At 72.9% G+C, this 23,557-nt stretch carries 22 protein-coding genes; 13 read left to right on the top strand and 9 right to left on the bottom strand.

Features of this window, described 5'->3' with window-relative positions; genetic code table 11:
• The first annotated feature begins 34 nt into the window (after positions 1-34).
• Complete coding sequence (locus tag ACTVZO_RS20840; RefSeq protein ID WP_443299823.1) at positions 35-859, top strand: SigB/SigF/SigG family RNA polymerase sigma factor; 825 nt, start codon at positions 35-37, stop codon at positions 857-859.
• A 43-nt stretch (positions 860-902) separates the two neighbouring features.
• On the opposite strand, the gene ACTVZO_RS20845 is transcribed toward ACTVZO_RS20840, so the two are convergent.
• On the bottom strand, positions 903-1,325 hold the full coding sequence (locus ACTVZO_RS20845; protein ID WP_443299824.1) for an ATP-binding protein: 423 nt from the start codon (positions 1,323-1,325) through the stop codon (positions 903-905).
• 158 nt (positions 1,326-1,483) lie between these two features.
• Here ACTVZO_RS20845 and ACTVZO_RS20850 point away from each other — a divergent pair, with 158 nt between their 5' ends.
• From ACTVZO_RS20850 to ACTVZO_RS20875, 6 genes are all read left to right on the top strand, one after another.
• Positions 1,484-2,845: an aspartate aminotransferase family protein gene (locus tag ACTVZO_RS20850; protein ID WP_443299825.1), complete on the top strand. Its 1,362-nt coding sequence runs from the start codon at positions 1,484-1,486 to the stop codon at positions 2,843-2,845.
• 253 nt (positions 2,846-3,098) lie between these two features.
• Complete coding sequence (pucL, locus tag ACTVZO_RS20855) at positions 3,099-4,016, top strand: factor-independent urate hydroxylase (RefSeq protein WP_443299826.1); 918 nt, start codon at positions 3,099-3,101, stop codon at positions 4,014-4,016.
• Between the two features lie 188 nt (positions 4,017-4,204).
• Positions 4,205-4,450, top strand: coding sequence for a hypothetical protein (locus ACTVZO_RS20860; protein WP_443299827.1), 246 nt, complete (start codon positions 4,205-4,207; stop codon positions 4,448-4,450).
• Between the two features lie 201 nt (positions 4,451-4,651).
• Entirely contained in the window at positions 4,652-5,329 is a 678-nt protein-coding gene (locus ACTVZO_RS20865) for a hypothetical protein (RefSeq protein WP_443299828.1), read from the top strand.
• A 136-nt stretch (positions 5,330-5,465) separates the two neighbouring features.
• On the top strand, positions 5,466-5,831 hold the full coding sequence (locus ACTVZO_RS20870; protein ID WP_443299829.1) for a hypothetical protein: 366 nt from the start codon (positions 5,466-5,468) through the stop codon (positions 5,829-5,831).
• 64 nt (positions 5,832-5,895) lie between these two features.
• Entirely contained in the window at positions 5,896-6,069 is a 174-nt protein-coding gene (locus tag ACTVZO_RS20875; protein WP_443299830.1) for a hypothetical protein, read from the top strand.
• Positions 6,070-6,226: 157 nt separating this feature from the next.
• Here ACTVZO_RS20875 and ACTVZO_RS20880 read toward each other — a convergent pair whose 3' ends face one another.
• The 5 genes from ACTVZO_RS20880 to ACTVZO_RS20900 all read right to left on the bottom strand — a co-directional run bounded on the left by ACTVZO_RS20880 (position 6,227) and on the right by ACTVZO_RS20900 (position 9,531).
• Positions 6,227-7,105 carry an ABC transporter permease gene (locus ACTVZO_RS20880; protein ID WP_443299831.1) on the bottom strand — a complete coding sequence of 293 codons (879 nt, stop codon included), beginning with the start codon at positions 7,103-7,105 and terminating at the stop codon, positions 6,227-6,229.
• Positions 7,102-8,064, bottom strand: coding sequence for an ATP-binding cassette domain-containing protein (locus ACTVZO_RS20885; RefSeq protein ID WP_443303233.1), 963 nt, complete (start codon positions 8,062-8,064; stop codon positions 7,102-7,104). Before ACTVZO_RS20885 ends, ACTVZO_RS20880 begins: the two co-directional genes overlap by 4 nt.
• A complete protein-coding gene (locus ACTVZO_RS20890; protein ID WP_443299832.1) occupies positions 8,061-8,474 on the bottom strand; it encodes a hypothetical protein in 414 nt (137 codons plus the stop codon). The genes ACTVZO_RS20885 and ACTVZO_RS20890 overlap by 4 nt, the downstream gene beginning before the upstream one ends.
• Before the next feature lie 100 nt (positions 8,475-8,574).
• Positions 8,575-8,973 carry a RidA family protein gene (locus tag ACTVZO_RS20895; RefSeq protein ID WP_443299833.1) on the bottom strand — a complete coding sequence of 133 codons (399 nt, stop codon included), beginning with the start codon at positions 8,971-8,973 and terminating at the stop codon, positions 8,575-8,577.
• 45 nt (positions 8,974-9,018) lie between these two features.
• Positions 9,019-9,531, bottom strand: a complete 513-nt coding sequence (locus tag ACTVZO_RS20900) for an RrF2 family transcriptional regulator (protein ID WP_443299834.1) — start codon at positions 9,529-9,531, stop codon at positions 9,019-9,021.
• Between the two features lie 105 nt (positions 9,532-9,636).
• On the opposite strand from ACTVZO_RS20900, the gene ACTVZO_RS20905 reads away from it, so the two are divergent.
• The 4 genes from ACTVZO_RS20905 to ACTVZO_RS20920 all read left to right on the top strand — a co-directional run bounded on the left by ACTVZO_RS20905 (position 9,637) and on the right by ACTVZO_RS20920 (position 14,627).
• On the top strand, positions 9,637-10,464 hold the full coding sequence (locus tag ACTVZO_RS20905) for a hypothetical protein (RefSeq protein ID WP_443299835.1): 828 nt from the start codon (positions 9,637-9,639) through the stop codon (positions 10,462-10,464).
• A gap of 81 nt (positions 10,465-10,545) precedes the next feature.
• A complete protein-coding gene (locus tag ACTVZO_RS20910) occupies positions 10,546-12,531 on the top strand; it encodes an FUSC family protein (RefSeq protein WP_443299836.1) in 1,986 nt (661 codons plus the stop codon).
• A 114-nt stretch (positions 12,532-12,645) separates the two neighbouring features.
• Positions 12,646-13,356, top strand: a complete 711-nt coding sequence (locus ACTVZO_RS20915; protein WP_443299837.1) for a hypothetical protein — start codon at positions 12,646-12,648, stop codon at positions 13,354-13,356.
• On the top strand, positions 13,344-14,627 hold the full coding sequence (locus tag ACTVZO_RS20920) for a sensor histidine kinase (RefSeq protein WP_443299838.1): 1,284 nt from the start codon (positions 13,344-13,346) through the stop codon (positions 14,625-14,627). The genes ACTVZO_RS20915 and ACTVZO_RS20920 overlap by 13 nt, the downstream gene beginning before the upstream one ends.
• A gap of 18 nt (positions 14,628-14,645) precedes the next feature.
• On the opposite strand, the gene ACTVZO_RS20925 is transcribed toward ACTVZO_RS20920, so the two are convergent.
• A complete protein-coding gene (locus tag ACTVZO_RS20925) occupies positions 14,646-16,733 on the bottom strand; it encodes a PhoX family protein (RefSeq protein WP_443299839.1) in 2,088 nt (695 codons plus the stop codon).
• 295 nt (positions 16,734-17,028) lie between these two features.
• Here ACTVZO_RS20925 and ACTVZO_RS20930 point away from each other — a divergent pair, with 295 nt between their 5' ends.
• The gene (locus ACTVZO_RS20930; RefSeq protein ID WP_443299840.1) at positions 17,029-18,357 is read left to right on the top strand and encodes a VWA domain-containing protein; all 1,329 of its coding nucleotides are present in this window, start codon (positions 17,029-17,031) and stop codon (positions 18,355-18,357) included.
• 62 nt (positions 18,358-18,419) lie between these two features.
• Here ACTVZO_RS20930 and aspS read toward each other — a convergent pair whose 3' ends face one another.
• Positions 18,420-20,237 carry an aspartate--tRNA ligase gene (gene aspS, locus ACTVZO_RS20935; protein WP_443299841.1) on the bottom strand — a complete coding sequence of 606 codons (1,818 nt, stop codon included), beginning with the start codon at positions 20,235-20,237 and terminating at the stop codon, positions 18,420-18,422.
• A gap of 159 nt (positions 20,238-20,396) precedes the next feature.
• Between aspS and ACTVZO_RS20940 the strand changes: the two genes are divergently transcribed.
• Positions 20,397-22,544, top strand: a complete 2,148-nt coding sequence (locus ACTVZO_RS20940) for a SpoIIE family protein phosphatase (protein ID WP_443299842.1) — start codon at positions 20,397-20,399, stop codon at positions 22,542-22,544.
• A gap of 26 nt (positions 22,545-22,570) precedes the next feature.
• Here the strand turns inward: ACTVZO_RS20940 and ACTVZO_RS20945 are convergent, their stop codons facing one another.
• Complete coding sequence (locus ACTVZO_RS20945; protein WP_443299843.1) at positions 22,571-23,536, bottom strand: LppU/SCO3897 family protein; 966 nt, start codon at positions 23,534-23,536, stop codon at positions 22,571-22,573.
• Between the last annotated feature and the right edge of the window lie 21 nt (positions 23,537-23,557).

A 23,557-nucleotide genomic window follows, 5' to 3' on the forward strand; every position in this document is an offset into this window, starting at 1 on the left:
CAGCGGGGCCCGCCCGTCGGAGGAGCGCAGCGCCATGCACCACACAGAACTCACCGACGTCGCGACCCACGAGGCCAGATCCCTGTCCGTGGCCCTGTTCCGGAGGCTGGCCGAGCTGGAGGAGGGCAGCGCGGAGTTCAGCTACGTCCGCAACACCCTGGTCGAGCTGAACCTCAGCCTGGTGAAGTACGCGGCCCGGCGCTTCCGCGGCCGCAGCGAGCCGATGGAGGACATCGTCCAGGTCGGCACGATCGGCCTGATCAAGGCCATCAACCGGTTCGACCCGGAGCGCGGGGTGGAGTTCACCTCGTTCGCCATGCCGACGATCACCGGGGAGATCAAGCGGTTCTTCCGGGACACCAGCTGGGCGGTGAAGGTGCCGCGCAGGCTCCAGGAGCTGCGGATCGACGCGGCCAAGGCGCACGACGCGATGGAACAGGCACTGGGCCGCGAGCCCACGGACTCCGAGCTCGCGGAGCGGCTGCACGTGACGCCCGAGGAGCTGGTGGAGGGCCGCAAGGCCGCCTGCGCGTACTCCGCGCGCTCCCTGGACGCACCCGCCCAGGAGGAGGGCGAGCGCGAATCGGGCGCCGACCGGCCCTCCCTCGGCGAGGAGGAGCCGGCGTACGAACGGATCGACTGCCTGGAGTCGCTCAAGCCGATCCTGGCCTGTCTGCCGGAGCGCGAGCGGATGCTGCTCTCCCTGCGGTTCGGGCAGGAGCTGACGCAGTCCGAGATCGGCGACCGGCTGGGCCTGTCCCAGATGCACGTGTCCCGCCTGCTGACCCGCACCCTGGAGCGCCTGCGCACCGGGCTGCTCACCGACGGCCCGGACCACGAAGACGGCCTCGTGCTGTGACCGGGACGGTTCACCGGGTCACGGCGCTAGGGGGTGTCTGACCCTAGCGCACGTCGCGGGGGCCTCCGCGGACCGGGACCTCCAGCCAGACCGTCTTGCCCGGGCGCCCGTCCGGCGCGGGCACCGCGCCCCAGCCGCGCGCGAGCCGCTCCAGCACGATCAGCCCGTGTCCCCCCGGCAGTGCGCGGTCGCCGGGCGGCCGCCGCCTCGGGACCTCGGGGCTGTCGTCGCTGACCTCCACGCGCAGCCGTTCGGGGGTGTGCCGCAGGACCAGCTCCCGGGGGCCGCCCGCGTGCAGACAGGCGTTGGTGACCACTTCGGAGACCAGGAGCAGCACGTCCTCCACGGACTCCGCCTCCCCGGGCCACTGCCAGTCGGCCAGCGCCTTGCGGGTGAAGTCCCGGCACCGGCCCACGACACCGGTCGTGGCGCCGCCGAGAACGAGCCTCCGCGTCTGCTCGGCCACAGGGCCTCCCGTCTCCGCGCCTCTCCGCGCCGCATGTACCCCTACCCGGGGCTGCCAATCCTAGGGCGGGCCGCACCGGCCTCTTCCGGCATCGGCGCGGGCCGTCCCGAAGCGCGGACGGCCGCCTATTCCACATCGTGGACAACTACTCTCGTTTCATGAACGCAGAAGCCCACGACCCCGCCGCCGCGAGGGACGCTGTGAAGGACGCCGACCGGAAGCACGTCTTCCACTCATGGTCGGCACAGGAGCTCATCGACCCGCTCGCCGTCGCCGGGGCCGAGGGTTCGTACTTCTGGGACTACGAGGGCAACCGCTACCTCGACTTCTCCAGCGCCCTCGTCTACACCAACATCGGCTACCAGCACCCGAAGGTCACCGCGGCCGTTCAGGAGCAGGCCGCGCGGCTGTGCACCGTCGCACCCGGCTTCGCCGTGGACGTCCGCTCCGAGGCGGCGCGGCTGATCGCCGAGCGCACCCCGGGCGACCTCGACAAGATCTTCTTCACGAACGCCGGGGCCGAGGCCGTCGAGAACGCCGTCCGCATGGCCCGGCTGCACACCGGGCGTCCCAAGGTGCTGTCCGCGTACCGCTCGTACCACGGGGCCACGTCCACCGCGATCAACCTGACCGGCGACGCCCGCCGCTTCGGCAACGACACCGCGACCGCCGGCGTCGTGCACTTCTGGGGCCCCTTCGCCTACCGCTCGCCGTTCTACGCGGCCACCGAGGCCGAGGAGTGCGAGCGGGCCCTGCGCCACCTCGAGGACACCATCGTGTTCGAGGGCCCGCAGTCCATCGCCGCGATCATCCTGGAGACCGTCGGCGGGGCCCCTGGCGTCCTCGTGCCCCCCGCCGGCTACCTGCCCGGCGTGCGCGCGCTCTGCGACCGCTACGGCATCGTCTTCATCCTCGACGAGATCATGGTCGGCTTCGGGCGCACCGGCCGGTGGTTCGCCGCCGAGCACTGGGACGTCGTCCCCGACCTGCTCTGCTTCGCCAAGGGCGTGACCAGCGGATACCTGCCGCTCGGCGGGGTCGCCATCTCGCCCGCCATCGCCGAGACCTTCGCCCGCCGGCCCTACCCGGGCGGGCTGACGTACTCGGGGCACGTGCTGGCCTGCGCCGCCGCCGTCGCGACGATCAACGTCATGGAGGAGGAGGGCATCGTCGAGCGGTCCGCCCGCACCGGCGCCGAGCTGCTCGGCCCCGGACTGCGCGCGCTCGCCGAGCGGCACCCCTCGGTCGGTGAGGTCAGGGGCCTGGGCACCTTCTGGGCCCTGGAGCTCGTCCGGGACGCCGCCACGCGCGAACCGCTCGTGCCGTACAACGCCTCCGGGGCGGACAACGCCCCGATGGCCGCCTTCGGCGCCGCCTGCAAGAAGGGCGGCCTGTGGCCGCTCGTCGCCGGCAACCGCATCCACGTCGCGCCGCCCTGCAACATCTCGGCGCAGGACGTCGCGAAGGGGCTGGAAATCCTCGGCGAGGCCCTCTCGGTCGCGGATGCTCACATGCTCTGACCTGCGGATCTGTGGGGTCGCCCAAATCGTGGGTGCTGGTGTTCGGATGATCCGTACGGTGGTTAACGCGCCGTACACATGCTGCAATCCGTGCGTACGAACAAGCACCTACGGACCGGGATGCACGTCAGTCCCGGGGCGGTCCTGCGGGGCCGAACGGCGGGGAGCGGGACGTCTTCAGGCGCCGCTGGACGCCGGGCGTACGGGATCCAGACGACCGGACTCCGTGTTCCCGAATCCGAAGGAAGACAGCATGAGCAAGCACGTCCTCGCGCAGAACCAGTACGGCAAGGCCGAGAACCGCATCGTCAAGGTGACCCGCAAGGGCGGCGACGGCTCGTGGCACGAGATCCGCGACCTCAACGTGTCGGTCGCGCTCCGCGGCGAGTTCCGCGACGTCCACCTGACCGGCGACAACGCCAACTGCCTGCCGACCGACACCACCAAGAACACGGTGTACGCCTTCGGCAAGGAACACGGCATCGAGTCCCCCGAGGCCTTCGGCATCCTGCTCGCCAAGCACTTCGTCTCCTCGCAGCAGCCGATCCGCGAGGCCCAGATCCGCATCGAGGAATACGTGTGGGACCGCATCCCGGTCCCGACGCGCAAGGAGCAGCACTCCTTCGTCCGCAAGGGCCAGGAGGTGCGCACCGCGCAGATCACCTACAGCGAGACGACGGGCCTCCAGGTCATCTCGGGTCTGAAGGACCTGACGGTGATGAACTCGACGAACTCCGAGTTCCACGGCTTCATCAAGGACAAGTACACGACGCTCCAGGAGGCGTACGACCGCATCCTGGCGACCAAGGTCACCGCGCGCTGGGCACACTCGGCACTGGCCGCCGACGACGCCTCCCACGACTGGGACCAGGCGTACAAGAAGGTCCGCAAGAACATGCTGGAAGCCTTCGCGGAGACCTACTCGTACTCGCTGCAGCAGACCCTGAACCAGATGGCCGAGCGCGTGCTCGACAACTGCCCCAAGGTCAACGAGGTGCGCCTCAACCTCCCCAACAAGCACCACTTCCTCGTCGACCTGGAGCCCTTCGGCCTCAAGAACGACAACGAGGTCTACTTCGCGGCGGACCGGATGTACGGCCTCATCGAGGGCACCATCCACCGCGACGGCGTCCAGCCGGTGATCGCGACCTCCGACTGGATCGTCGCCTGACGCCTTCCGTTTGCCGCTCCGTTCGGCCCGGACCCCGCTGCGGGGTCCGGGCCGTTCCGCTGGGTGGGCGAGTTCCAGCCGCGGTTCCGGTTCGGTAGCCGAAACAGACCCTTGTGCCGATCGCCGCACCCAAGGAGGCTGTGCAGCCGACGAGTTGACCACGAATGGGCGAGGGGGCCTGTAGTTCCATGCCGACGGCGATCAGGGAATGGCGGGGCTGGACGGGCGCAGCCCCCTTCTGGCTGAACTCCTTCCTGCTGCTCCTGGCCCCTTTCACCGCCGTCACGCTCTTCGGCCAGCTCGGTGTGATCGCTTCCCTGGCCGCACTCGGCGGCCTGGCCCGCCACCTGTGGTGCGGGGACTACGGCCACCCGGCGGTCCACCTCGCCGCGGTCCTGATGGGCGCGGCGACGGCGACGCTGGTGACGACCTGAATCACCCGTTCGGGTGTAGGGCGTCCCCTGCCCGGGGCGATCGGGCCGGACCCGCCGCCAGCTGGGAAAACGCCGGTTCCCCGGAGGCGACACGCCCGTGACGTTCCGTCAGCCTCCCGTGTTTCACCGGGTGCCGGAGGGCAGAGGAGGTATCCACTGCTCACATGACCCGGCCGCCCGAGCCGGACCGGAGGGACCCGCATGCCCCGCGCCAAGTCGGTCGTCGCCGCACTGACGGTGGTTCTGCTGGCCACCGGCATCGGTGTGCTGCAGCGCACCGAGGGCGCCGACCCCTCGGTCTCGGCCACCGACGACGCCCTGCCCTCGCGGGCGCTGGGGCTGTCCGACCACCGGCGCCTGGCCCGGCAGCGGGAGCTGCCCGGTGCGCACGTTCCCGGGCACGGCGTGCGGTCGCCGAGGACGGCGGCGGGACCGCTGCGGCCGGTCACGGTGCCCCTGCGGGCGGCGCGGCCGCTGCGGCTGCGGGTGCCGAGCCTGGGCATCGACGTGCCGGTGTTCCGGGTGCCGGGGACGCCGGGAGGGCCCGACGCGGCCGAGGGGGCCGGCCGGAGCGGGCAGGACGGGCATGCCGGGCGGGACCGGCGGGACGGGGCCTCGTGGCAGGGCGGCGGTCCGGCGCCCGGGTCGGCCGGTACCGCCGTGATCAGCGGTCCGGGGCTGGACCTCGCCGGGCTCCAGCGGGGCCGGACCGTCGAGATCGCCCGGGACGACGGCCGGACGGCCGTGTTCACGGTCATCCGGCTCTCCCCCGGTGCGTCCGGCGGACACGAGGGCCGGTCCGGACGGCCCCAACTGCGGCTGGTGGGTGGCGAAACCGCCGTACTGGCCCGGCTGACGGGACAGCGCCGGGGCCGCTGACAGGCCGCCGACCTGGCCGCCGACCTGGCCGCCGACCTGGCCGCTGTCAGCCGACGGGGCGCTCTTCGTTCGGCCGGTCGGGCGCTTCTGGCAACCGGGACGGGAGTCGCCCGGCGTGTCGGGGCACACCCCTCGCATGAGCGGGAGGCAGCACGTGCGCGCGGCGCTGATCGGGGCCCTGACCAAGGCCCTGACGGCGGCCTGTGTCGTGCTGCTGTGCGTGTTCGGTGCCGGTCCGGCCGCGGCGACGGTCGCCGAGTCCCGGCCCTCCTCCTCCGCCCCCGCCGAGCCCACCGAGGGCCAGTCCGATCCGGCCGCCGAACCCGAGGCGCGGGCCGCCGTACGGTCGGCTCAGCGCGGGACACCCGGTGTACGGCGGACTCCGCTGCCGGTGTTTCACGTGAAACATGCCGAGGACCGGCCCGTGGCCGCGCCCGTGTGGCGGACGGCCGGGCCGCCGCTGTCCGCGCGGACGGTGCGGAGTGTGGTCCTGCGCTGCTGAGCCGGCCGAGGCTCCGGAGCAGCGCAGTCCCCCCACACCCCCCTGAGCACCGTGAGGTTCCGCCATGCCCATCGACGCGTACGCCGCCCTGAACGCCATGCTCCGTGCCGAAGTCACCCGGTTCACGCCGCCGGTGCGCCAGAGTGCCGACCCGGCCGTGTCCCAGAAGACCGCGGGCTCGGCGCCCGAGCCCGAGAGCGAACCCCAGCAGACGGCCGCCGCGGACTCCGCCGCGTAGAAATGGAGGGGCGCCGGTTCCCACGCCCTCGGCAACGGAGAGTGGTCATGTGAGGTTCGACCACGGGCACGGGAACCGGCGCCACGACCAGTCTGCGCCGGGCGGCCCCCCGGCCGCCTCGGGCAGAGGTACCGGCCGGACCCGGCCGAAAGGACGGCTACTTGCGGTTGTAGAGCCGCATCGTGACGGGCCCGAAGACCAGGACCAGAAGTCCCGCCCACCCCAGTGACCAGGCGATCTCGGCGGCGGGCCACCGGCCCGCCATCAGACCGCGCACGGCGGTGGTGAGGTGGGTCACCGGGCTGTTGTTGACGAAGGCCTGCAGCCAGCCCGGCATCGTGCTCGGGTCCACGAAGATGTTGCTGAGGAACGTGAGCGGGAACAGCACCATCATGCTCACGCCCATGACGGACTTCTCGCTGCGGAGCAGCAGCCCGAACATCGTCCACACCCATGAGAAGGCGAACGAGAAGACGATCAGCAGCGCCACCCCGGCCAGCACCCCCATGACCCCGCCCGCCGGGCGGAAGCCCAGGAGCAGGCCCACGGCCAGCATCACGGCCGACGCGATCGCGTAGCGCAGCATGTCGCCGAGCAGGTAGCCGACCATCGTCGACGGCCGCCAGATGGGCAGCGTGCGGAAGCGGTCGAAGACGCCCTTCTCGATGTCGGTGTTGACGGAGACGCCCGTGTACATCGTGATCATCACGATCGACATGACGAGGATGCCGGGCAGCAGGGTCTGGATGTACGTCCCCGGGGAGCCGGCCAGCGCACCGCCGAAGAGGTACGTGTACATCAGCACCATCATGATCGGGAAGGCGGTGACGTCGAAGAGCTGCTCGGGGACGTGCTTGATCTTCAGGACCGCCCGCCAGCCGAAGGTCAGCGAGGTCGAGAGCGCGCTCGGGCGCGGCGGGCGCCGGCCGGAGACCAGCAGTGCGGCGAGCTGGTCGGCGTGCGGGGCAGCGAACTCCGCGTCGTGAGCGGCCGTACCGGTCGTCGTGGCCGGCTCGTCGGTGGCGGGGACGCTCACGTCGTCGCCCCCTTGTCGTCGGTGAGTGCGAGGAAGACCTCGTCGAGGCTGGGCTGGCCGAGGGCGAAGGTGTCGACCACGATCCCGGCCCGGGCCAGCTCCGCCAGGGCGGCCGCGGCGGAGCGGGCGTCGTCGACGCGGGCGGTCAGCGCGACGGGATCCGGATCGGGCGTGACGGACTCGTCGAGTACGGCGGCCAGCAGGCGCACGGCTTCGGCCCGCTGGGCCGGGTCCCGCACCCGGACGTGCACGCTGCCCGCACCCACGGAGGCCTTCAGCTCGCCCTTCGTGCCCTCGGCGATCACCTTGCCGTGGTCGATGACGGCGATCCGGGAGGCCAGGTGGTCGGCCTCGTCGAGGTACTGGGTGGTGAGCAGCACGGTGGTGCCCTGCGCGACGACGGCGCGCACGATCTCCCAGACCTGGTTGCGGCTGCGCGGGTCGAGGCCGGTGGTCGGCTCGTCGAGGAAGAGCAGGTCGGGGGTGTTGAGGATGGAGGCGGCGATGTCGATGCGCCGCCGCATGCCGCCGGAGTACTGCTTGACCTGGCGGCCGGCCGCGGCCGAGAGCCCGAAGGCCTCCAGGAGCTGGGCGGCGCGCTCCCGGGAGGCGGGCCGGGAATGCCCGAGCAGCCGCGCGAGCAGCACCAGGTTCTCGGTGCCGGTCAGGTCCTCGTCGACCGAGGCGTACTGGCCGGTGAGGCTGACCCGGCCGCGCACGGCGTCCGCTTCGCGGGTGACGTCCTTGCCGAAGACGCGGGCCTCCCCGCCGTCCGGGCGCAGCAGGGTGGCCAGCATCTTCACCACGGTGGTCTTGCCCGCCCCGTTGGGGCCGAGGACCCCGTAGACGGTTCCGGCGGGCACGGTGAGGTCGACACCGTCGACGGCCCGGGTCTCCCCGAACACCTTGACGAGGCCGGCTGTCTCGATGGCGTGGCCGGCGGAACCCGTGGGACTCAGTCCTCGCGCGTGTAGTACCGGTAGAAGGCGGTGACCCCGACGCCGATGCCGACGAACAGACCGATGACGGTCGCCCTGAGGACGCTGGAGTTGGTCAGGCTGTGCAGGTAGCCCGCCGCGACGCCCAGGAAGACTCCGTAGGCGGCGGCGTGGAGCTCGCGCTGCAGCCGGGGCCCGACCCGGTTCAGCGCGAACATGATGCCGGCGAAGATCGCCCCGCACAGGATGCCGTAGAAGACGTTGCCCGCGTCCACGGGGCCCATCTGGCGCTTGATGAAGGCCGCCCAGACCCCGTAGACGAGTCCGGCGAGCAGGGCCCGCGTGAGGGCGTTCCTGGCGGTGTGGTCAGTGGCCGTCGCGGTCGGACGGTAGTCGTGCCGCCGGGAGGCGGTGGGTGCCACATGTGCCATGACGGGCTCCTCTCTCCCATCATCCAGGGCACACCCGCCGCCCCCGACCGGCAAGTGGATCAACCGGCGGACGGGCCGGGCGGAGGGGCGTGCGGACGGGTCAGGCGGGGCGCACCGCCACCGCGTCGATCTCGAAGAGCATGCCGGGCAGGGCCAGTGCGGCCACTCCGATCAGGGTCTGCGCGGGCAGTTCGGTGCCCCAGGTGGCGTGCAGTTCCTCGAGGAGGACGGCCAGCTTCTCCTCGTCGTGGCCGACGATGTACGTGCCGACGCGGACCACGTCGGCGGGGCCGAGTCCGGCGGCGGCCAGTGCCGTGCGGAGGTTGGCGAAGGCCTGCGCGACCTGGTCGGCGAACTCCCCGGACACCACGTGCCCGTTCCCGTCGGAGCCGTACTGGCCGGCTATGAAGACCTGCTCGCCGGGGGCGGAGACGATGTGGCTGTAGCCGTAGGCGGTCGGGGTGTGGAGTCCTGCCGGGTTGATGATGCTGCGCGTCATGCCGAGCTCCCTGGTTCCGTTTCCGTTTCCGTACGTGCGGTGTGACTACGGGGCGGCGAGCCAGGCGCGGAGCCGCTCGGGGGCCCCGGGGGCCTGCCGTTCGGCCTGCCGACGGACCTCGTCGAGGTCCTGGGCCGCCAGGGCCGTGCGCCAGGCCAGTTCGGCCCGGCCCATGGCGTGCGCGATGGCGCAGGCGGGGGCATCGGCCGCCGCTCGGTGCCCGGTCCGGTCAGGCCCCCCGTCCGCGCCCCGGCCGGCCCCGCCGGGACCCTGCTGCCGGATCTCCGTGCACCGGAAGGCCTCCTCGGGACCCTCGACGGCGGCGACCACGTCCATGAGCGAGATCTCCGCGAGCGGACGGGCCAGCCGGAAGCCGCCCCGGGGGCCGGGGGCGGAGGTGACGATGCCCGCCCGGGCCAGCGCCTGGAGCTGCTTGTTCAGGTAGGCCGCGGGCAGGTCGTGCCACGCGGCCAGGCGGGCCGCCGGGACGGCCCGGTCCGGCCCGCTCCACGCCAGGTTGACGCAGCTGTGCAGCGCCCACTCGACGCCCTCGCTCATCCTCATAATCTGGATATTAAATATCCAGGATCTCCGCGGGTGCCGCGCCACCCGCCCGCAGCAACACCGCTCGCGCCCGGTACCGCCGCGGCATTCCCTGGTGACGTGCGCACCATCCTGTCGGCGGTACTGATCGCGCTCGTGGCCCTGCTGGTGCCCGCGAGCGCCGTCGCGTACTGGGCCGACCGCGATCTGGGCAACGCCGACCGCTACACCGCCGCCATGTCCCCGCTCGCCGAGGACCCCGCCGTCCAGGGCGTCGTCGTCACCCAGGCCACCCGCGCCCTCGCCGGGGAGATCGACGCGGGCCCCTTCCAGAGCGGGGTCGACGCCCTGCTCGGCGAGGCCCTGCGCTCCTTCGCCGGCACCGAGGCCTACCGGACCGCCTGGGACGCGGCCAACCGGGCCGCCCACGCCGCCTTCCTCGAAGCACTCACCACCGGCCACGGCGACGCCGTCACCATCGACCTGGCGCCCGTCATCGCCCAGGTCAAGGGGGAACTCGTCGACGACGGCGTGCCGTTCGCCGACCGCATCCCGGTGACCCACGTATCCGTCAAGGTCATGGAGTACGACAACCTCGGCGCGCTCCGGAAGGGCTTCCGCATGCTCCAGATCGCGGGCGTCTGGCTCCCCGTGCTGACCGTGGTGCTGGCCGCGGCGGCCATCGCCGTCGCCGTGCGCCGCCGGCGGGCCGTGATCGCCACCGGGCTGGGACTCGCGGTCGGGGCCGCCCTGCTGTGGATCGCCGTGGACCTCTGCCGCCGGCTCACCCTGGACGACCTGCCGGCCGACATCGACCGGCAGGCCGCCGGCGCGGTGTACGACGCGCTCACCGCGTTCCTGCGCACCACCGCCTGGGTGGTGCTGGCGGTCGGGCTCGCCGCCGCGCTGGGCGCCTGGGTGACGGGCCGGCTACGCCGCACCCCATAAGCTCGGAAGGTACCCAACGTACGCAGAACCACGCAGAAGAGCCCAGAAGAACCGATTCTCGAGCGGCGGCACGGAAGCGGAATGAGCACCGAACGCACCGAACACATAGCGGCCGGGCGAGGCCGGCCCCATCCACTGGCCCCGCCCGCCTGGCTGCTGGGCGGACTGCGGCCGAGCTCCGCACCGATCCCGTGGGCCGCCGCGGCGCGCGCGGCGATCGCGCTGTCCGTCCCGCTCGCCGTCGGATTCGCCCTCAACGAGCCCGAGTACGGTGCGCTCGTCTCCATGGGCGCCCTGTCCGGGGTCATCGGCGACACCGCCGACGCCTACCGGATGCGCGTCCTCAACATCGCCGTGCCGCAGCTCTTCGGCGCCGTGGGCGTCACCCTGGGCACCCTGGTCTTCGGACACGGCTGGCTCGCCGTCGGCGCCCTCACCCTCGTCGCCCTGATCTCCGGAATGATCTCCTCGATCGGCACGGTCGCCTCCGTCTCCGGGCTGCTGCTCCTGCTCAACGCCGTGATCGGCGCCGGACTGCCGCTCCCGCGGCCCTGGTGGACGGCCCCCCTGCTGCTGACCGCCGGCGGACTGTTCGTGCTCCTGCTCAGCCTGCTGGGCTGGCCGCTGCGCGGCCGCCTCCCCGAGCGCACGGCCGTCGCCGCCACCTACCGGGCGCTCGCGGACTCCCTCGAGTCGGCCGGCGGTCCCGCCGCCGTCTACGACGAGCGCCGCCGCCAGGTCACCCAGGCCCTGAACCAGGCCTACGACCTGGTCCTGGGCCGGCGGGCCCGGGTGCACGGGCGCAGCCCCTCGCTGGTGCGGATGCTGGCCCAGCTCAACGTGGTGATCCCGCTCGTGGAGGCCGCCCCCGCCGCGCACCTGCGCGGCCGCCCGCTGCCGCCCGAGGTCCCGGCGGCCGTACGGGACCTGGCCGACGCCGTCGAGGAGGGCCGCACCGGAACCCCCGCACTCGCCCTGCCCCCACCGCACACCCCGGCCGAACGGGCCGTCGACTCGGCCCTGCGGCACGCCGCGGACGTCGTCCACCTCGCCGAACCGGACCTGCACAGCGGCGACGACCGGCTCGGCCGGCCCGCCGCCCTGGGGGTCCGGGTCCGGCGCACGGTGCGCGACGTGATGTTCTCGGGTGCCTCCTGGCGGTACGGGCTGCGGCTCGCGCTGTGCATCGGGCTCGCCCAGTCGCTCGTCTCGCTGGTCGAGGTCGAGCGCTCGTACTGGGTCGCGCTGACCGTCACCTTCGTCCTCAAGCCCGACTTCGGCTCGGTGTTCTCGCGGGCCGTGCTGCGCGCGCTGGGCACCGCGGCCGGGCTGGTGGTGGCCGCGGCGGTGCTGGCCGAGGTGCCGCGCGGCTGGTGGGACGTACCGGTGATGGTGGTGCTCGCCGCACTGATCCCCGCCTTCTCGGCCAAGGGGTACGCCTTCCAGACCGCCGCGATCACCCCGGTGATCCTGCTGCTCTCGGACCAGCTCAACCACCAGGGCTTCGACCTGATCCGGCCGCGCCTGCTGGACAGTCTGATCGGCTGCGCCATCGCCCTCGTCGCGGGCTACCTGCTGTGGCCCGAGAGCTGGCACGCCCGGATCGGGGACCGGCTCGCCGACACCGTCTACGACGCCGCCCGCTACCTCGAACGGGCCTTCGCCCCGGTCCCGGACGAGGCCGCGCTCGCCGAGGCGCGCACGATCCGCGTCCAGGCCAGGCGGCGGATCTACCGGGACCTGTCGGGCGTGCGCAGCGAGTTCCAGCGGGCCCTGACCGAGCCGCCGCCCACGGGGCCCCGGGCCGCCGCCTGGTGGCCGCTCGTGGTGGCCGTCGAACGCATCGTGGACGCGACCACCGCCGCCCGCGTCCGCGTCAACCACGGGGCCGCGCCGCCCTCGGCGGACGAGGTCGAAACCCTCGCCCGCCAGCTGCGCGAACTGGCCGAACGGGTGCGCAGCACCACCCCGGTACGGACCGGGACGGAGCCCGCGGGCGAGGAGTCGAGCGTCCTGGCCGCGGTCCGCCAGGAGGTCGCCGCGGCCCGCGCCCTCGCCCGGCCCTGACGTCCCGCCGCGGTCCGGCCGAGAGCCCCGGCCGCCCCAGTCGCCCGATCGCCCGGATCGCCCGGATGGACCCGTGCCCGGGCCCCCGGGGCCGCGCCGGGAGAGCATCGGTACATGCACCGCGCCCCGGCCGTGATGGTCCTCGCCGCCGCCCTGGCGGCCCTGGCCGGGTGCGCCGACGCCGAGGGGCTGAGGAGCCAGGGCGACCTCGGCACCGTGCACGCCCCGAAGAGCCTCTGGAAGGACCTGCGCCCCACCCCGCCCGACCCCGGCCAGAAACCGGGCACGGCCGCCGTCGTGCCCGGGCTGCCCAGGGCGTCCGCGAAGGGCATGCGGGGCGCGGACGCCCTGGACGTCCTACGCGCCGACATCACCTCCGCCACCGCGCAGGACGGCGGGACCGGCCGCCTCGTCGACCCCCGGGCCGTGCAGCGGCTCGCGCTCTGCACCGACGCCCCGGGCGGCGGCCCCGACTGCCCGGTGCGCCCCGGCGTGCTGCACGACCTGACGGGCAACGGCCAGGAGGAGCTGATCACCGCCCTGGACATCGACGGCCGGCTCAGCGAACTGCGCGTCTACACCGTCCAGGACGACGGCTCCATCGCCCGGGTGCTGGCCCGGCGGGCGGTACTGGAGGGCGTGGAGGTCGCCGCCGAGCACCTGGCGGTGCGCGAGCCCACCTCGAACCCGAAGTACGTGGCGGTCTCCGACTACGAGTGGGACCCCAAGGCCGGGGTCATGAACCTCGCGCAGCTGACCCTCGACGACTGCCCGGCCCTGAGGGACCTCCCGCTGAGCGGGGACGGGCCGCGATGCGCGCGCTGAGCAGCCTGCGCTGGAAGATCGCCCTGACCACCACGGCCGTGTGCTGCATGGTCGCCGCCGCCCTCGGGGTCCTGGTGCACAACGTGGTCGCCCGCCAGATGGTCGGGGAGGTCCGCGCGAAGGCGGAGGCGGACCTCGACCACGCCCTCGGCCACTACGAGTACGGCACCTCCCACGGGGACGTGGACGTCGCCCTGGACCCGCCCGGCCTGCCGGACCCGCTGCGCGCACTGGTCGCGCGCGGGGACACCGGCAGCATGGTCGGCCGGCGCGGGGACGAGCCCGTGATGTGGGCGGCCGGCCCCGCCGACGAGCACGCCCTCGCGATCTGGGTCCCGTACGGCAACACCCGCGACCGGCTGCGGCACATCGACACCGCGATCCTCGCCTCCGCCGCCCTCGCCGCCGGGGTGGTCGCGCTGGCCGGCCTCTTCCTCGCCGACCGGATCAGCCGGCGGCTGGCGACCACGGCCGCCGTGGCCCGCCGGATCAGCTCCGGCGACCTGGACGCGCGGGTGGGCTTCCCCGCCGAGGGCGACGGGGACGACGGCGGGGAGGGGGACGCCCCGCGTCCGGCGCGCTACCGGGACGAGGTACGGGACGTGGCGCAGGCCCTCGACTCGATGGCCGGTTCGCTCCAGGACCGGCTGGAGGCGGAGAAGCGGTTCACCGCCGACGTCGCACACGAACTGCGCACCCCGCTCACGGGCTCGCTGGCCGCGGCGGCGCTGCTGCCGGAGGGCCGCCCCAAGGAGATGATCAACGACCGGCTCAGGGCCCTGCACCTGCTCACCGAGGACCTGCTGGAGATCTCCCGGCTCGACTCGGGCGTCGAACGCGCCGAACTGGCGCGGGTGGAGCTGGGCCGGGCGGTGCGGCGGGCGGTCACCGGGAGCGGGCGGGAGGCGACCGTACGGGTCCTGCGGGACACGGTGGTGCTCACCGACCGGCGCCGCCTGGACCGGATCCTGGCCAACCTGCTGGTCAACTCCCACAAGCACGGCCGGCCGCCGGTCGAGGTGACCGTGGACGGCCCGGTGGTGGTGGTGCGCGACCACGGCCCCGGCTATCCGCCCGAGCTGATCGAGCACGGCCCGAAGCGGTTCCGCACCGGGGACCCCGGGCGCGGTCGGGGCCACGGGCTGGGGCTGACGATCGTGGTCGGCCAGGCGGCCGTGCTGGAGGTCGGGCTGGCCTTCTCCAACGCCCCCGACGGGGGTGCGGTGACCACCCTCAGGCTGCCGGTCGGACGGCTGCCGGAGGCGGACTGAGGGTGGTCACCGGCCGGCTCACACGCCGATGTTCTTGCCGTCCTTGCGCCAGACCGAGACGACGGCCGGACGGACGATCTTGCCGGGGCCGTCGGGCCACACGGACTGCGGCTTCTCGACGGACGCGCCGTCCAGCTCGCCCGGGTGCTGCACGGCCACCAGGACGCGCTTGTCCTGGATGATCGGGCCGCAGGTCTCGGCGCCGCGCGGGACGGTCAGGAACTGCTTGAGCTCACCGCGGCGGTCACCGGCCGTCGCGACGCCGAACAGGCCGTCGTGGGAGCCGAGCTGGTTGCCGTCGGTGGAGATCCACAGGTTGCCGTGCGGGTCGAAGGCCACGTTGTCCGGGCAGGAGATCGGGCTGACCTTCTCCTTCGGGAAGCCCGCGAAGTAGGTCGCCGGGTCGTTCGGGTCACCGGCGACCAGGAACAGCCGCCAGGCGAAGCCGTCGCCGGCCGGGTCGTCGAAGTTCTCGGCGAGCTCCAGGATCTGGCCGTGCTTGTTCAGGTTGCGCGGGTTGGACTCGGTGGCGCCTTCCTTGCCGGCCTTGCCGCGGTCGGTGTTGTTGGTCAGCGCGACGTAGACGCGGCCGGTGCGCGGCGAGGGCTCGACGTCCTCGGGGCGGTCCATCTTCGTGGCGCCCACCTTGTCGGCGGCCTGGCGCGTGAAGACGTACACCTCCTCGGCGGTCATGCCCTCGACGTGCGACACGTTGCCGGTGGCGAGCTTGATCCAGACGCCGGAGCCGTCGAACTCGCCGTCGGAGGGGAGCTTGCCGGAGCCGTCGAACTCGGCGGCCGGGGTGTCACCGGTCAGCTTGGCGACGTAGAGGGTGCCCTCGTCGAGCAGCGTGAGGTTGTGCTCCTTCGCCGCGCGCGAGCCGCCCTTCTTCATCTGCTTCGACGAGACGAACTTGTAGAAGTAGTCGAAGCGCTCGTCGTCGCCCATGTAGACGACCGGACGGCCGTCCTCGGTCAGGCGGGGCTGCGCGGCCTCGTGCTTGAAGCGGCCGAGCGCGGTGCGCTTGCGCGGGACCGAGTTGGGGTCGTACGGGTCCAGCTCGACGACCCAGCCGAAGCGGTGCGACTCGTTGGGCTCCTGGGCCACGTCGAAGCGCTTGTCGAAACGCTCCCACTTGCGCTCGGTGGCGCCGGTGGTCATGCCGTAGCGCTTCAGGCGGGCGGCCTGGACGGGGTCGGTGACCTGGCCGGCGTTGGCGAAGTACTGGTTGAAGTTCTCCTCGCCGTGCAGCGTGGTGCCCCACGGTGTGGTGCCGCCGGCGCAGTTGTTGAGGGTGCCGAACACCTTGGTGCCGGAGGGGTCGACCGAGGTCTTCAGCAGGGCGCCGCCCGCGGCCGGGCCGGTCATCCGGAACTCGCTGGTGGTGGTCAGCCGGCGGTTCAGCTGGTGGCGGGAGACGGCGGTCAGCTTGCCGCTGCGGTGGTCCTCCTGGACGACGACCACGGACAGGCCGTGCGCGGCCCAGGCGATCTCGACCTGCTCGCGGGTCGGGTTGGCCGGGTCGTACGCCTTGAACATCAGGTGCTCGTCGGTGTACTCGTGGTTGGCGACGAGGAGCTGCTGGCGCTCGTACTTGTCGCCGAGCGGGAGCAGGCTCAGGAAGTCGTTGTTGTAGCCGAACTGGCCGGCCTGCGCGGCGGCGGTCTGCTTGTCGGCGTTGAAGCCCGGGGCACCCTTGATGATCGGGTCGCCCCAGCGGATGACCACGTTCTGCTCGTGGCCCTCAGGGATGGTGACCTGGTCGGCGGTGTTCGGCGCGACGGACTTGAAGCGCAGGCCGCGGGCGGCCTCCCCGCCCTTGCCCGCGCCGGCGGCCTCGGCCTCGCCGACCGGGGCGGCGTTGGCGGACTGGCCGGGGCCGCTGAGGGTGATCGCGGTGCCGGCGGCGGTGGCGACCGTCACGACGGCGGCGGTCCGCAGCATCGAGCGGCGGGAGTACGCGCGGGCTATGACATCGCCGGCGTACTCGTTGTCGCTGGTGTTGGGCACCTCGTGGAAGCATGCGTCGCCACAGCGGTAGCGGCAGGTGAGGGCGGAACGGCCGCCCCCATGCGGGTTGCCGATGAGCGGCAGGAGCTTGCGCACGAGTGTCCTCCGAGTAGCTGCGTGGGCGCCGACAACGTGTCGGAACAATCCAGCGGTGAGGCTAGGCGCGGGTGGCGCCGAAGCGGCGGCGGGCGGATGAACGATCGGTGAACCCGGCACGTCGGGGCGGGAGTTCGGGCGCAGTGTGCGCGTGACTGGGAGCCGGACGCCACGAAAGCCGCCCCTCACGAAGATCCAGCCAGGCGGCCGATAACCTTACGTGTCCACTCTGGGCAGGGATCATCCGCGCAGCACGGACAAATGACGCACGCATCTCATGCGAAAGGCCTGGCCCATGGGTATTCGGAGCTTGTTGCGCAAGGTGTTCGGACGGTCTGCGGAACCGGTACCGGAATCGTCGGGCACGCCCTCGGCGGCCCTCCCGAGCCAGTCGGAACGCACTCCCCTGGACGCGGCGGCCGAACTGGTCGCCGCCTCTTTCGACAACCCCACCGTTCCGCCGCAGTCCGCACCGCGGGACCGCGAGCCGGGCACGGTCCTGACGGCTCCGGCCCCGGACCCGTCCCCGGTCGCGGACCCCACCGTCCCGGAGGCCCGCCGCCCGTCGCCTCCGGCGGTTCAGCAGCCCGAGCCGGCGGCCGGGCCCGTCGCGAAGGCGGAGCCGGAGCCGGTGGCGGAGGCCGTTACCGAAGCCGAGCCCGTCGCCGAGGCGGAGCCCGCAGCCGAGGTCGTTTCGGCCGACGCCGTCACCGAGCCGGTGGCCGCAGCGGCCGAGGCCGTCGCCGAGCCCGAGCCCGTGGCCGAGCCCGTCGCGAAGGCGGAGCCCGAGGTCGTAGAGGCCGAGGTCGCAAAGGCCGAGGTCGTAGAGCCCGAGGTCGTAGAGCCCGAGGTCGTCGCCGAGCCGGAGCCCGTGGCCGCGGAGGCGGAGCCGGTGGCCGCGGAGGCGGAGCCGGTGGCCGCCGAGGCCGTGGCCGTCGTCGCCGAGCCCGAGGACGAGGCCGGTGGGCCCGCGTACGCCGCCGCCGCGGTACGGCGGCGGGCGCCCGGGGTGGCCGGGGCCTACAAGGCCGCCGGCCAGGTGCTCCGGAGCAAGGGCAAGGCCGGGGCGCGCGCCAAGGTGTACCTCGTCCTGGACCGGTCCGGATCCATGCGCGGGTTCTACAAGGACGGCAGCGCCCAGTACCTCGCCGACCACGCCCTCGCCCTCGCCGCGCACCTCGACGACGAGGCCACCGTGCACACGGTGTTCTTCTCCACCGAGCTCGACGGCACCGCGGACCTCGCCCTCGACGGCCACGACGAGGCCTGGGTCGAGGCCCGCCACGCCGAGCTCGGCCGGATGGGCCGCACCAGCTACCACGTGGCCGTCGAGGCCGTCGTCGAGCGCTACCAGAAGGACGGCGGCGAGGGCCCGGCCCTGGTCGTCTTCCAGACCGACGGCGCCCCGGACAACCGGCAGCCCGCCAAGGCCGCCCTGGCCGAGGCGGCCACCACCGCCCCCGGCCTGCACTGGCAGTTCGTGGCGTTCGGCGACCACGACAACAAGGCCTTCGACTTCCTGCGCAAGCTGGACGCCGAGAACGCCGGCTTCTTCCACGCCGGCCCCGCCCCGCGCGAACTGACCTCCGCCGCCCTCCTCAAGGGCGTCCTGGAGCGTTTCTAGCCGGAACGAGCCGAAGGGCCCGGGATCGTCCGATCCCGGGCCCTTCGTCACACCTGGTCCAACTACCGCGCGGCGTCGGGGTGGACGGCCTCGGCGATCGGCTTGGCGTCGGCCGCCTTGGTCTCCACGGGCTTACGCAGCGCGATGTTCAGCTCGCGCAGGCGGGCCTCCTCCAGCACGGTCGGCGCGCCCATCATCAGGTCCTGCGCGTTGCCGTTCAGCGGGAAGGCGATGGTCTCGCGGATGTTCGGCTCGTCGGCCAGCAGCATCACGATGCGGTCCACGCCCGGGGCGATGCCACCGTGCGGCGGGGCGCCCAGCCGGAAGGCGCGCAGCATGCCGGCGAACTCGCGCTCGACGGTCTCGGCCTCGTAGCCCGCGATCTCGAAGGCCTTCAGCATGACCTCGGGCTCGTGGTTGCGGATGGCGCCGGAGGACAGCTCGATGCCGTTGCAGACGATGTCGTACTGCCACGCCAGGATGTCCAGCGGGTCCTTCTCCTCGAGGTCCTTCATCCCGCCCTGCGGCATGGAGAAGGGGTTGTGGGAGAAGTCGATCTTCCCGGTCTCCTCGTCCTTCTCGTACATCGGGAAGTCGACGATCCAGCAGAACCGGAAGACGTTCTCCTCGAACTGTCCGGCACGCTTGGCGGCCTCGACGCGGACGCCGGACATGATCTTGGAGACCTCGTCGAACTCGCCCGCGCCGAAGAACACCGCGTGGCCGGCGGCCAGCCCCAGGCGCTCGGTGAGGACCTTGACGTTCTCCTCGGTGAGGAACTTGGCGATCGGGCCGGTCAGGCCGCCGTCCTCGCCGACGCGGACCCAGGCCAGGCCCTTGGCTCCGAGCGAGATCGCGTACTCGCCGAGGCCGTCGAAGAACTTGCGCGGCTGCGCGGCGGTGTCCGGGACGGCCAGGGCGCGCACGTGCTTGCCCGCGAACGCCTTGAACTCCGAGCCCTCGAACACGTCGGTGATGTCGACGAGTTCCAGCTTGGCGCGCAGGTCGGGCTTGTCGTTGCCGTACTTCAGCATCGACTCGCGGAACGGGATGCGCGGGAAGGGCGAGGTGACCTCGCGGCCGCCGCGGAACTCGGTGAAGAGCTCGGTCATCAGGCGCTCGATCGGCTGGAAGACGTCCTCCTGCTCGACGAAGGACATCTCCACGTCGAGCTGGTAGAACTCGCCCGGCGAGCGGTCGGCGCGGGCGTCCTCGTCGCGGAAGCAGGGCGCGATCTGGAAGTACCGGTCGAAGCCGGAGATCATCAGCAGCTGCTTGAACTGCTGCGGCGCCTGCGGCAGGGCGTAGAACTTGCCCGGGTTCAGACGGGACGGGACGACGAAGTCGCGGGCGCCCTCGGGGGAGGTCGCGGTGAGGATCGGCGTCGCCATCTCGTTGAAGCCGAGGGCGACCATCTTGTGGCGGATCGCGGCGATGACCGCCGAGCGCAGCATGATGTTGCGGTGCATGCGCTCGCGGCGCAGGTCGAGGAAGCGGTACTCGAGACGCCGCTCCTCGTTCACACCGTCGTCGGTGTTGATGGTGAAGGGCAGCGGGGCGGCCGCGCCGAGCACCTCGACCTCGACGGCCTCGACCTCGATCTCGCCGGTGGGCAGCTCGGGGTTGATGTTCTCGGTACCGCGCGAGACGACCTTGCCGTCGACCCGGACCACGGTCTCCTTGGAGAGCTTGTCCAGGACGGCGGCGGCGGCGGTGCCGGGACGGGCCACGAGCTGCGTGATGCCGTAGTGGTCACGCAGATCGATGAAGAGGATGCCGCCCAGGTCTCGACGGTTGTGCAGCCAGCCGCTCAGCCGGACGTCGGCGTTGACGTCAGAGGCGCGGAGCTCGCCGCAGGTGTGGGACCTGTACCGATGCATCAGTCATCCAGTTCTTCGCGATACCAGGGTGGATTCAACCCTCACAAGGTTACCGTCCGGGCGGGGGGCCGGTCGGGCACGCCCGCCGGGCCCGCCCGCACGGGCCCGGCGCACGGGGCGAACAGGCACGCGGGACGGATGACCTGTAAAGATGACCGGGTGCGCACCGAGGACGTCCTGGCCGCCATCGCGACGGGTCTGTGGCGATGGGACAACGCCTCCGGGACGGTCACCCTCGACGGCGAGGCCGCCCGGCTCCTCGGGCTGCCCGCGGAGCCGGTGGTGCTGCCGGAGGTCGCCGTGCGGTCGCGGTTCCACCCGGTGGACTGGAACGAGATCAACGGCATCGTCACGCTGGCCGTCGCCGAGGGCACGCTCGCCGAGGCCCGGCTGCGGATCATGGACGAGGACGGGCGGGTCCTGCGGACCGTACGCAGCCGCTCCAAACCGGTGGAGAACCGGACCGCCGAGGGCCGCGTCGACTACGAGCTGATCGGCACCATCCAGGAGATCGCCGAGCCGCAGCCCGGCACCACCGCCGTGCACACCCCGATCACCGGCGACTGGCGGCGCTCCCGCGAGGCCTTCCTGCTGGACGCGGGCCGCGCGCTGGCCGAGGCCCGGTCCACCGCGGAGGTGCTGCGGGTCGCCGCCTCGCTGTCCATGCCCGGCTTCAGCCCCGACGGACTGGCCGTCTTCGGCGTGGCCGGCGAGCGGCTGTCGATCATCGGGCACCACGGGCACGGCGTCGGGGACGAGGCCCCCTTCGCGGACATGCGGCTGGACACCGACTACCCGGCCGCCGAGGTCGTCCGTACCGGGCGGGCGATCTACCTGCCCAGCCCGGAGGACTACAAACGGCGCTTCCCGGCCACCTGGCCGCTCGCCCAGCGCTTCGGACGGGTGTCCTGGGCCTTCCTGCCCCTGATCGTCGCCGGACGCACCATGGGCGCCTGGATGGCCGCCTTCAAGCACCCTGTGTCCTTCTCGCCCGACGAGCGGTCGGTCCTGACCACCGTGGCCCGGATGCTCGCCCAAGCCCTCCAGCGCGCCGGCGTGGCCGAATCCGAGCGGGAACTCACCACCGGCCTCCAGCGGTCGATGATGCCGCAGCTCGGCCCCGAGATCCCCGGCATGCGGATCGCCGCGCGGTACGTCCCGACCGGCGGCGGGCTCCAGGTCGGCGGCGACTGGTACGACATGATCCCGCTGCCCTCGGGACGGTTCGCGCTGGTCATCGGCGATGTCCAGGGCCACGACGTGCGCGCCGCCGGGCTGATGGGCCAGCTGCGGATCGCGGTGCGGGCGTACGCCTCGGAGGGCCACCGGCCCGACGCGGTGCTCTCGCGCGCCTCCCGCTTCCTCGCCGGGCTGGGCTCCTCGCAGGATGCCGACGCGGACGAGGACCCGGACTTCCAGAGCCCCCGGTTCGCGACCTGCCTGTACGTGGAGTGCGATCCGCGGACCGGCCTGCTGGAGGTGGCCCGCGCCGGCCACCCCGATCCGGCCGTCCGGATGCCCGACGGCACCGTCCTGATGCGCCCCACCGCGGGCGGGCTCCCGCTCGGCATCGTCCCCGACACCGACTACCCCACCACCCGGTTCACCCTGGAACCCGGCGAGACGATGATGCTGTGCACCGACGGGCTCATCGAGACCGGCGGCCACGACCTCGACACCGGCTGGGCGCGACTGCGCGCGATCCTGGAGTCCGACACGCACGGGTCCGAGTCCCTGGAGAAGCTCGCCGACCTGCTGGTCCAGGCCGTGCACGGACCGTCCTCGCACCACACCACCGGCCCGCTGGCCGACCGCCGCGAGGACGACATAGCCGTCGTGCTGCTGTGCCGCGAGGGCGAGGGCTGCGGCTGTGGCGCCTCAGCGCGGCCCCCGGTCCGTCCGGCGCGCCGCACGATGCTGACCGTGGCCCAGGCCGAACCGGAACGGATCGCGGGCGCCCGGCGGCAGATCCGGGAGCTGCTGCACGACTGGGCCGACGACGAGCAGGTGGACTCGGCGGTGCTCATGGTCTCCGAGATGGTGACGAACGTGCTCATGCACACCGACGGCGACGCCCTGCTGGTCGCCGAGGCGGTGGGTGAGCTGGGCGAACGCCGGCTGCGCGTCGAGGTCGCGGACGGCAGCGACGAGCTCCCGCACAAGCGGCACCCGGGCGAGATGGCCTCCAGCGGCCGCGGCGTGCTGCTGACGGAGATGCTGGCCGACGCCTGGGGCGTGGACCCGCGCGGCGAGGGCAAGTCGATCTGGTTCGAGCTCTACGAGCGCTCGAAGCGGCCCGACTCCTGACGCGTTCGCGCTGCCGGGAGACACCCCTAGGGCCGTGCGTAGGAACCGAGGCCGACCAGGCAGTACACGTACTGGTTGATGACGGCGCCGTTGAGGGTGTAGCGGTGGGAGAAGGCGTACTGCGTCTTCGGATAGTCCTCGCAGCGGTCCATGTCGGAGGTCATCGGGATGCTTCCGATCACCCGGTAGTGAGCGTCGGAGGCCGAGCAGGGCACCTCCTCCACGTCGTCGACGCGCTGCGCCGTCGTCGAGTCGGGCAGGGTGCCGTTGAGGCAGGTGCCCTTGTCGTACGGGGTGGGGGCGGCGGCCTCCGTCGGCTCGGGCTCCCGGGTCGGCTCGGCCGTGGCGGTGTAGCCGGGCGAGGCCGGGGCCTCGGAGGGGCTGTACGAAGGGCTGTAGGAGGGGCTGTAGGACGACGAGTACGAGGGCTCCGGGCCGGACGACCGGCTCGCCGTCGCGGAGCCGGAGGCCTTGCCGTCGCCGTCGTCCCCGGGACCGGTCATGCCGAGGGCGATGACCACGGCCGCGACGATGCCGCCCGCCACCAGGCAGCCCACGGCCGCGGGCCTGCCTCCGCCCGTCCGGCCCGGCGCAGCCGGCGGGACCGGCGCCGCGGCGAACGGGTTGCCGCCGCCGGGCCGTGCGGGTATCTGCTGGGTCGGCGCGGCGGCGAACGGGTTGCCGCCGCCGGGCCGTGCGGGCATCTGCTGCGTCGGCGTCGCGAACGGGTTGCCGTCCCCCGGCCGGGCGGACGGCGTCGCGGGCGTCGGCGTCGCGGGCGGGGGCGTCGCGGGCGGGGGCGTCGCGGGTGACGACACGCTGACCCGTACGGGCACCTCGGCGCTGCCGACCCGCACCCGGACCAGGTCGCCGTCCTGGGTGCCGGACGGGATGCGCAGACGGGCCGGCCCGGTCGCGAGCGTGACCGTGAGGATCACCCCGTGGGCCGCCTGCTGCGGAGTGATCGTTACGTCCACTTCATGCGACGACACCAACTGCTCCTCGGGGCCGGT

The sequence above is a fragment of the Streptomyces sp. IBSNAI002 genome, assembly GCF_052244475.1.
Classification (GTDB): domain Bacteria; phylum Actinomycetota; class Actinomycetes; order Streptomycetales; family Streptomycetaceae; genus Streptomyces.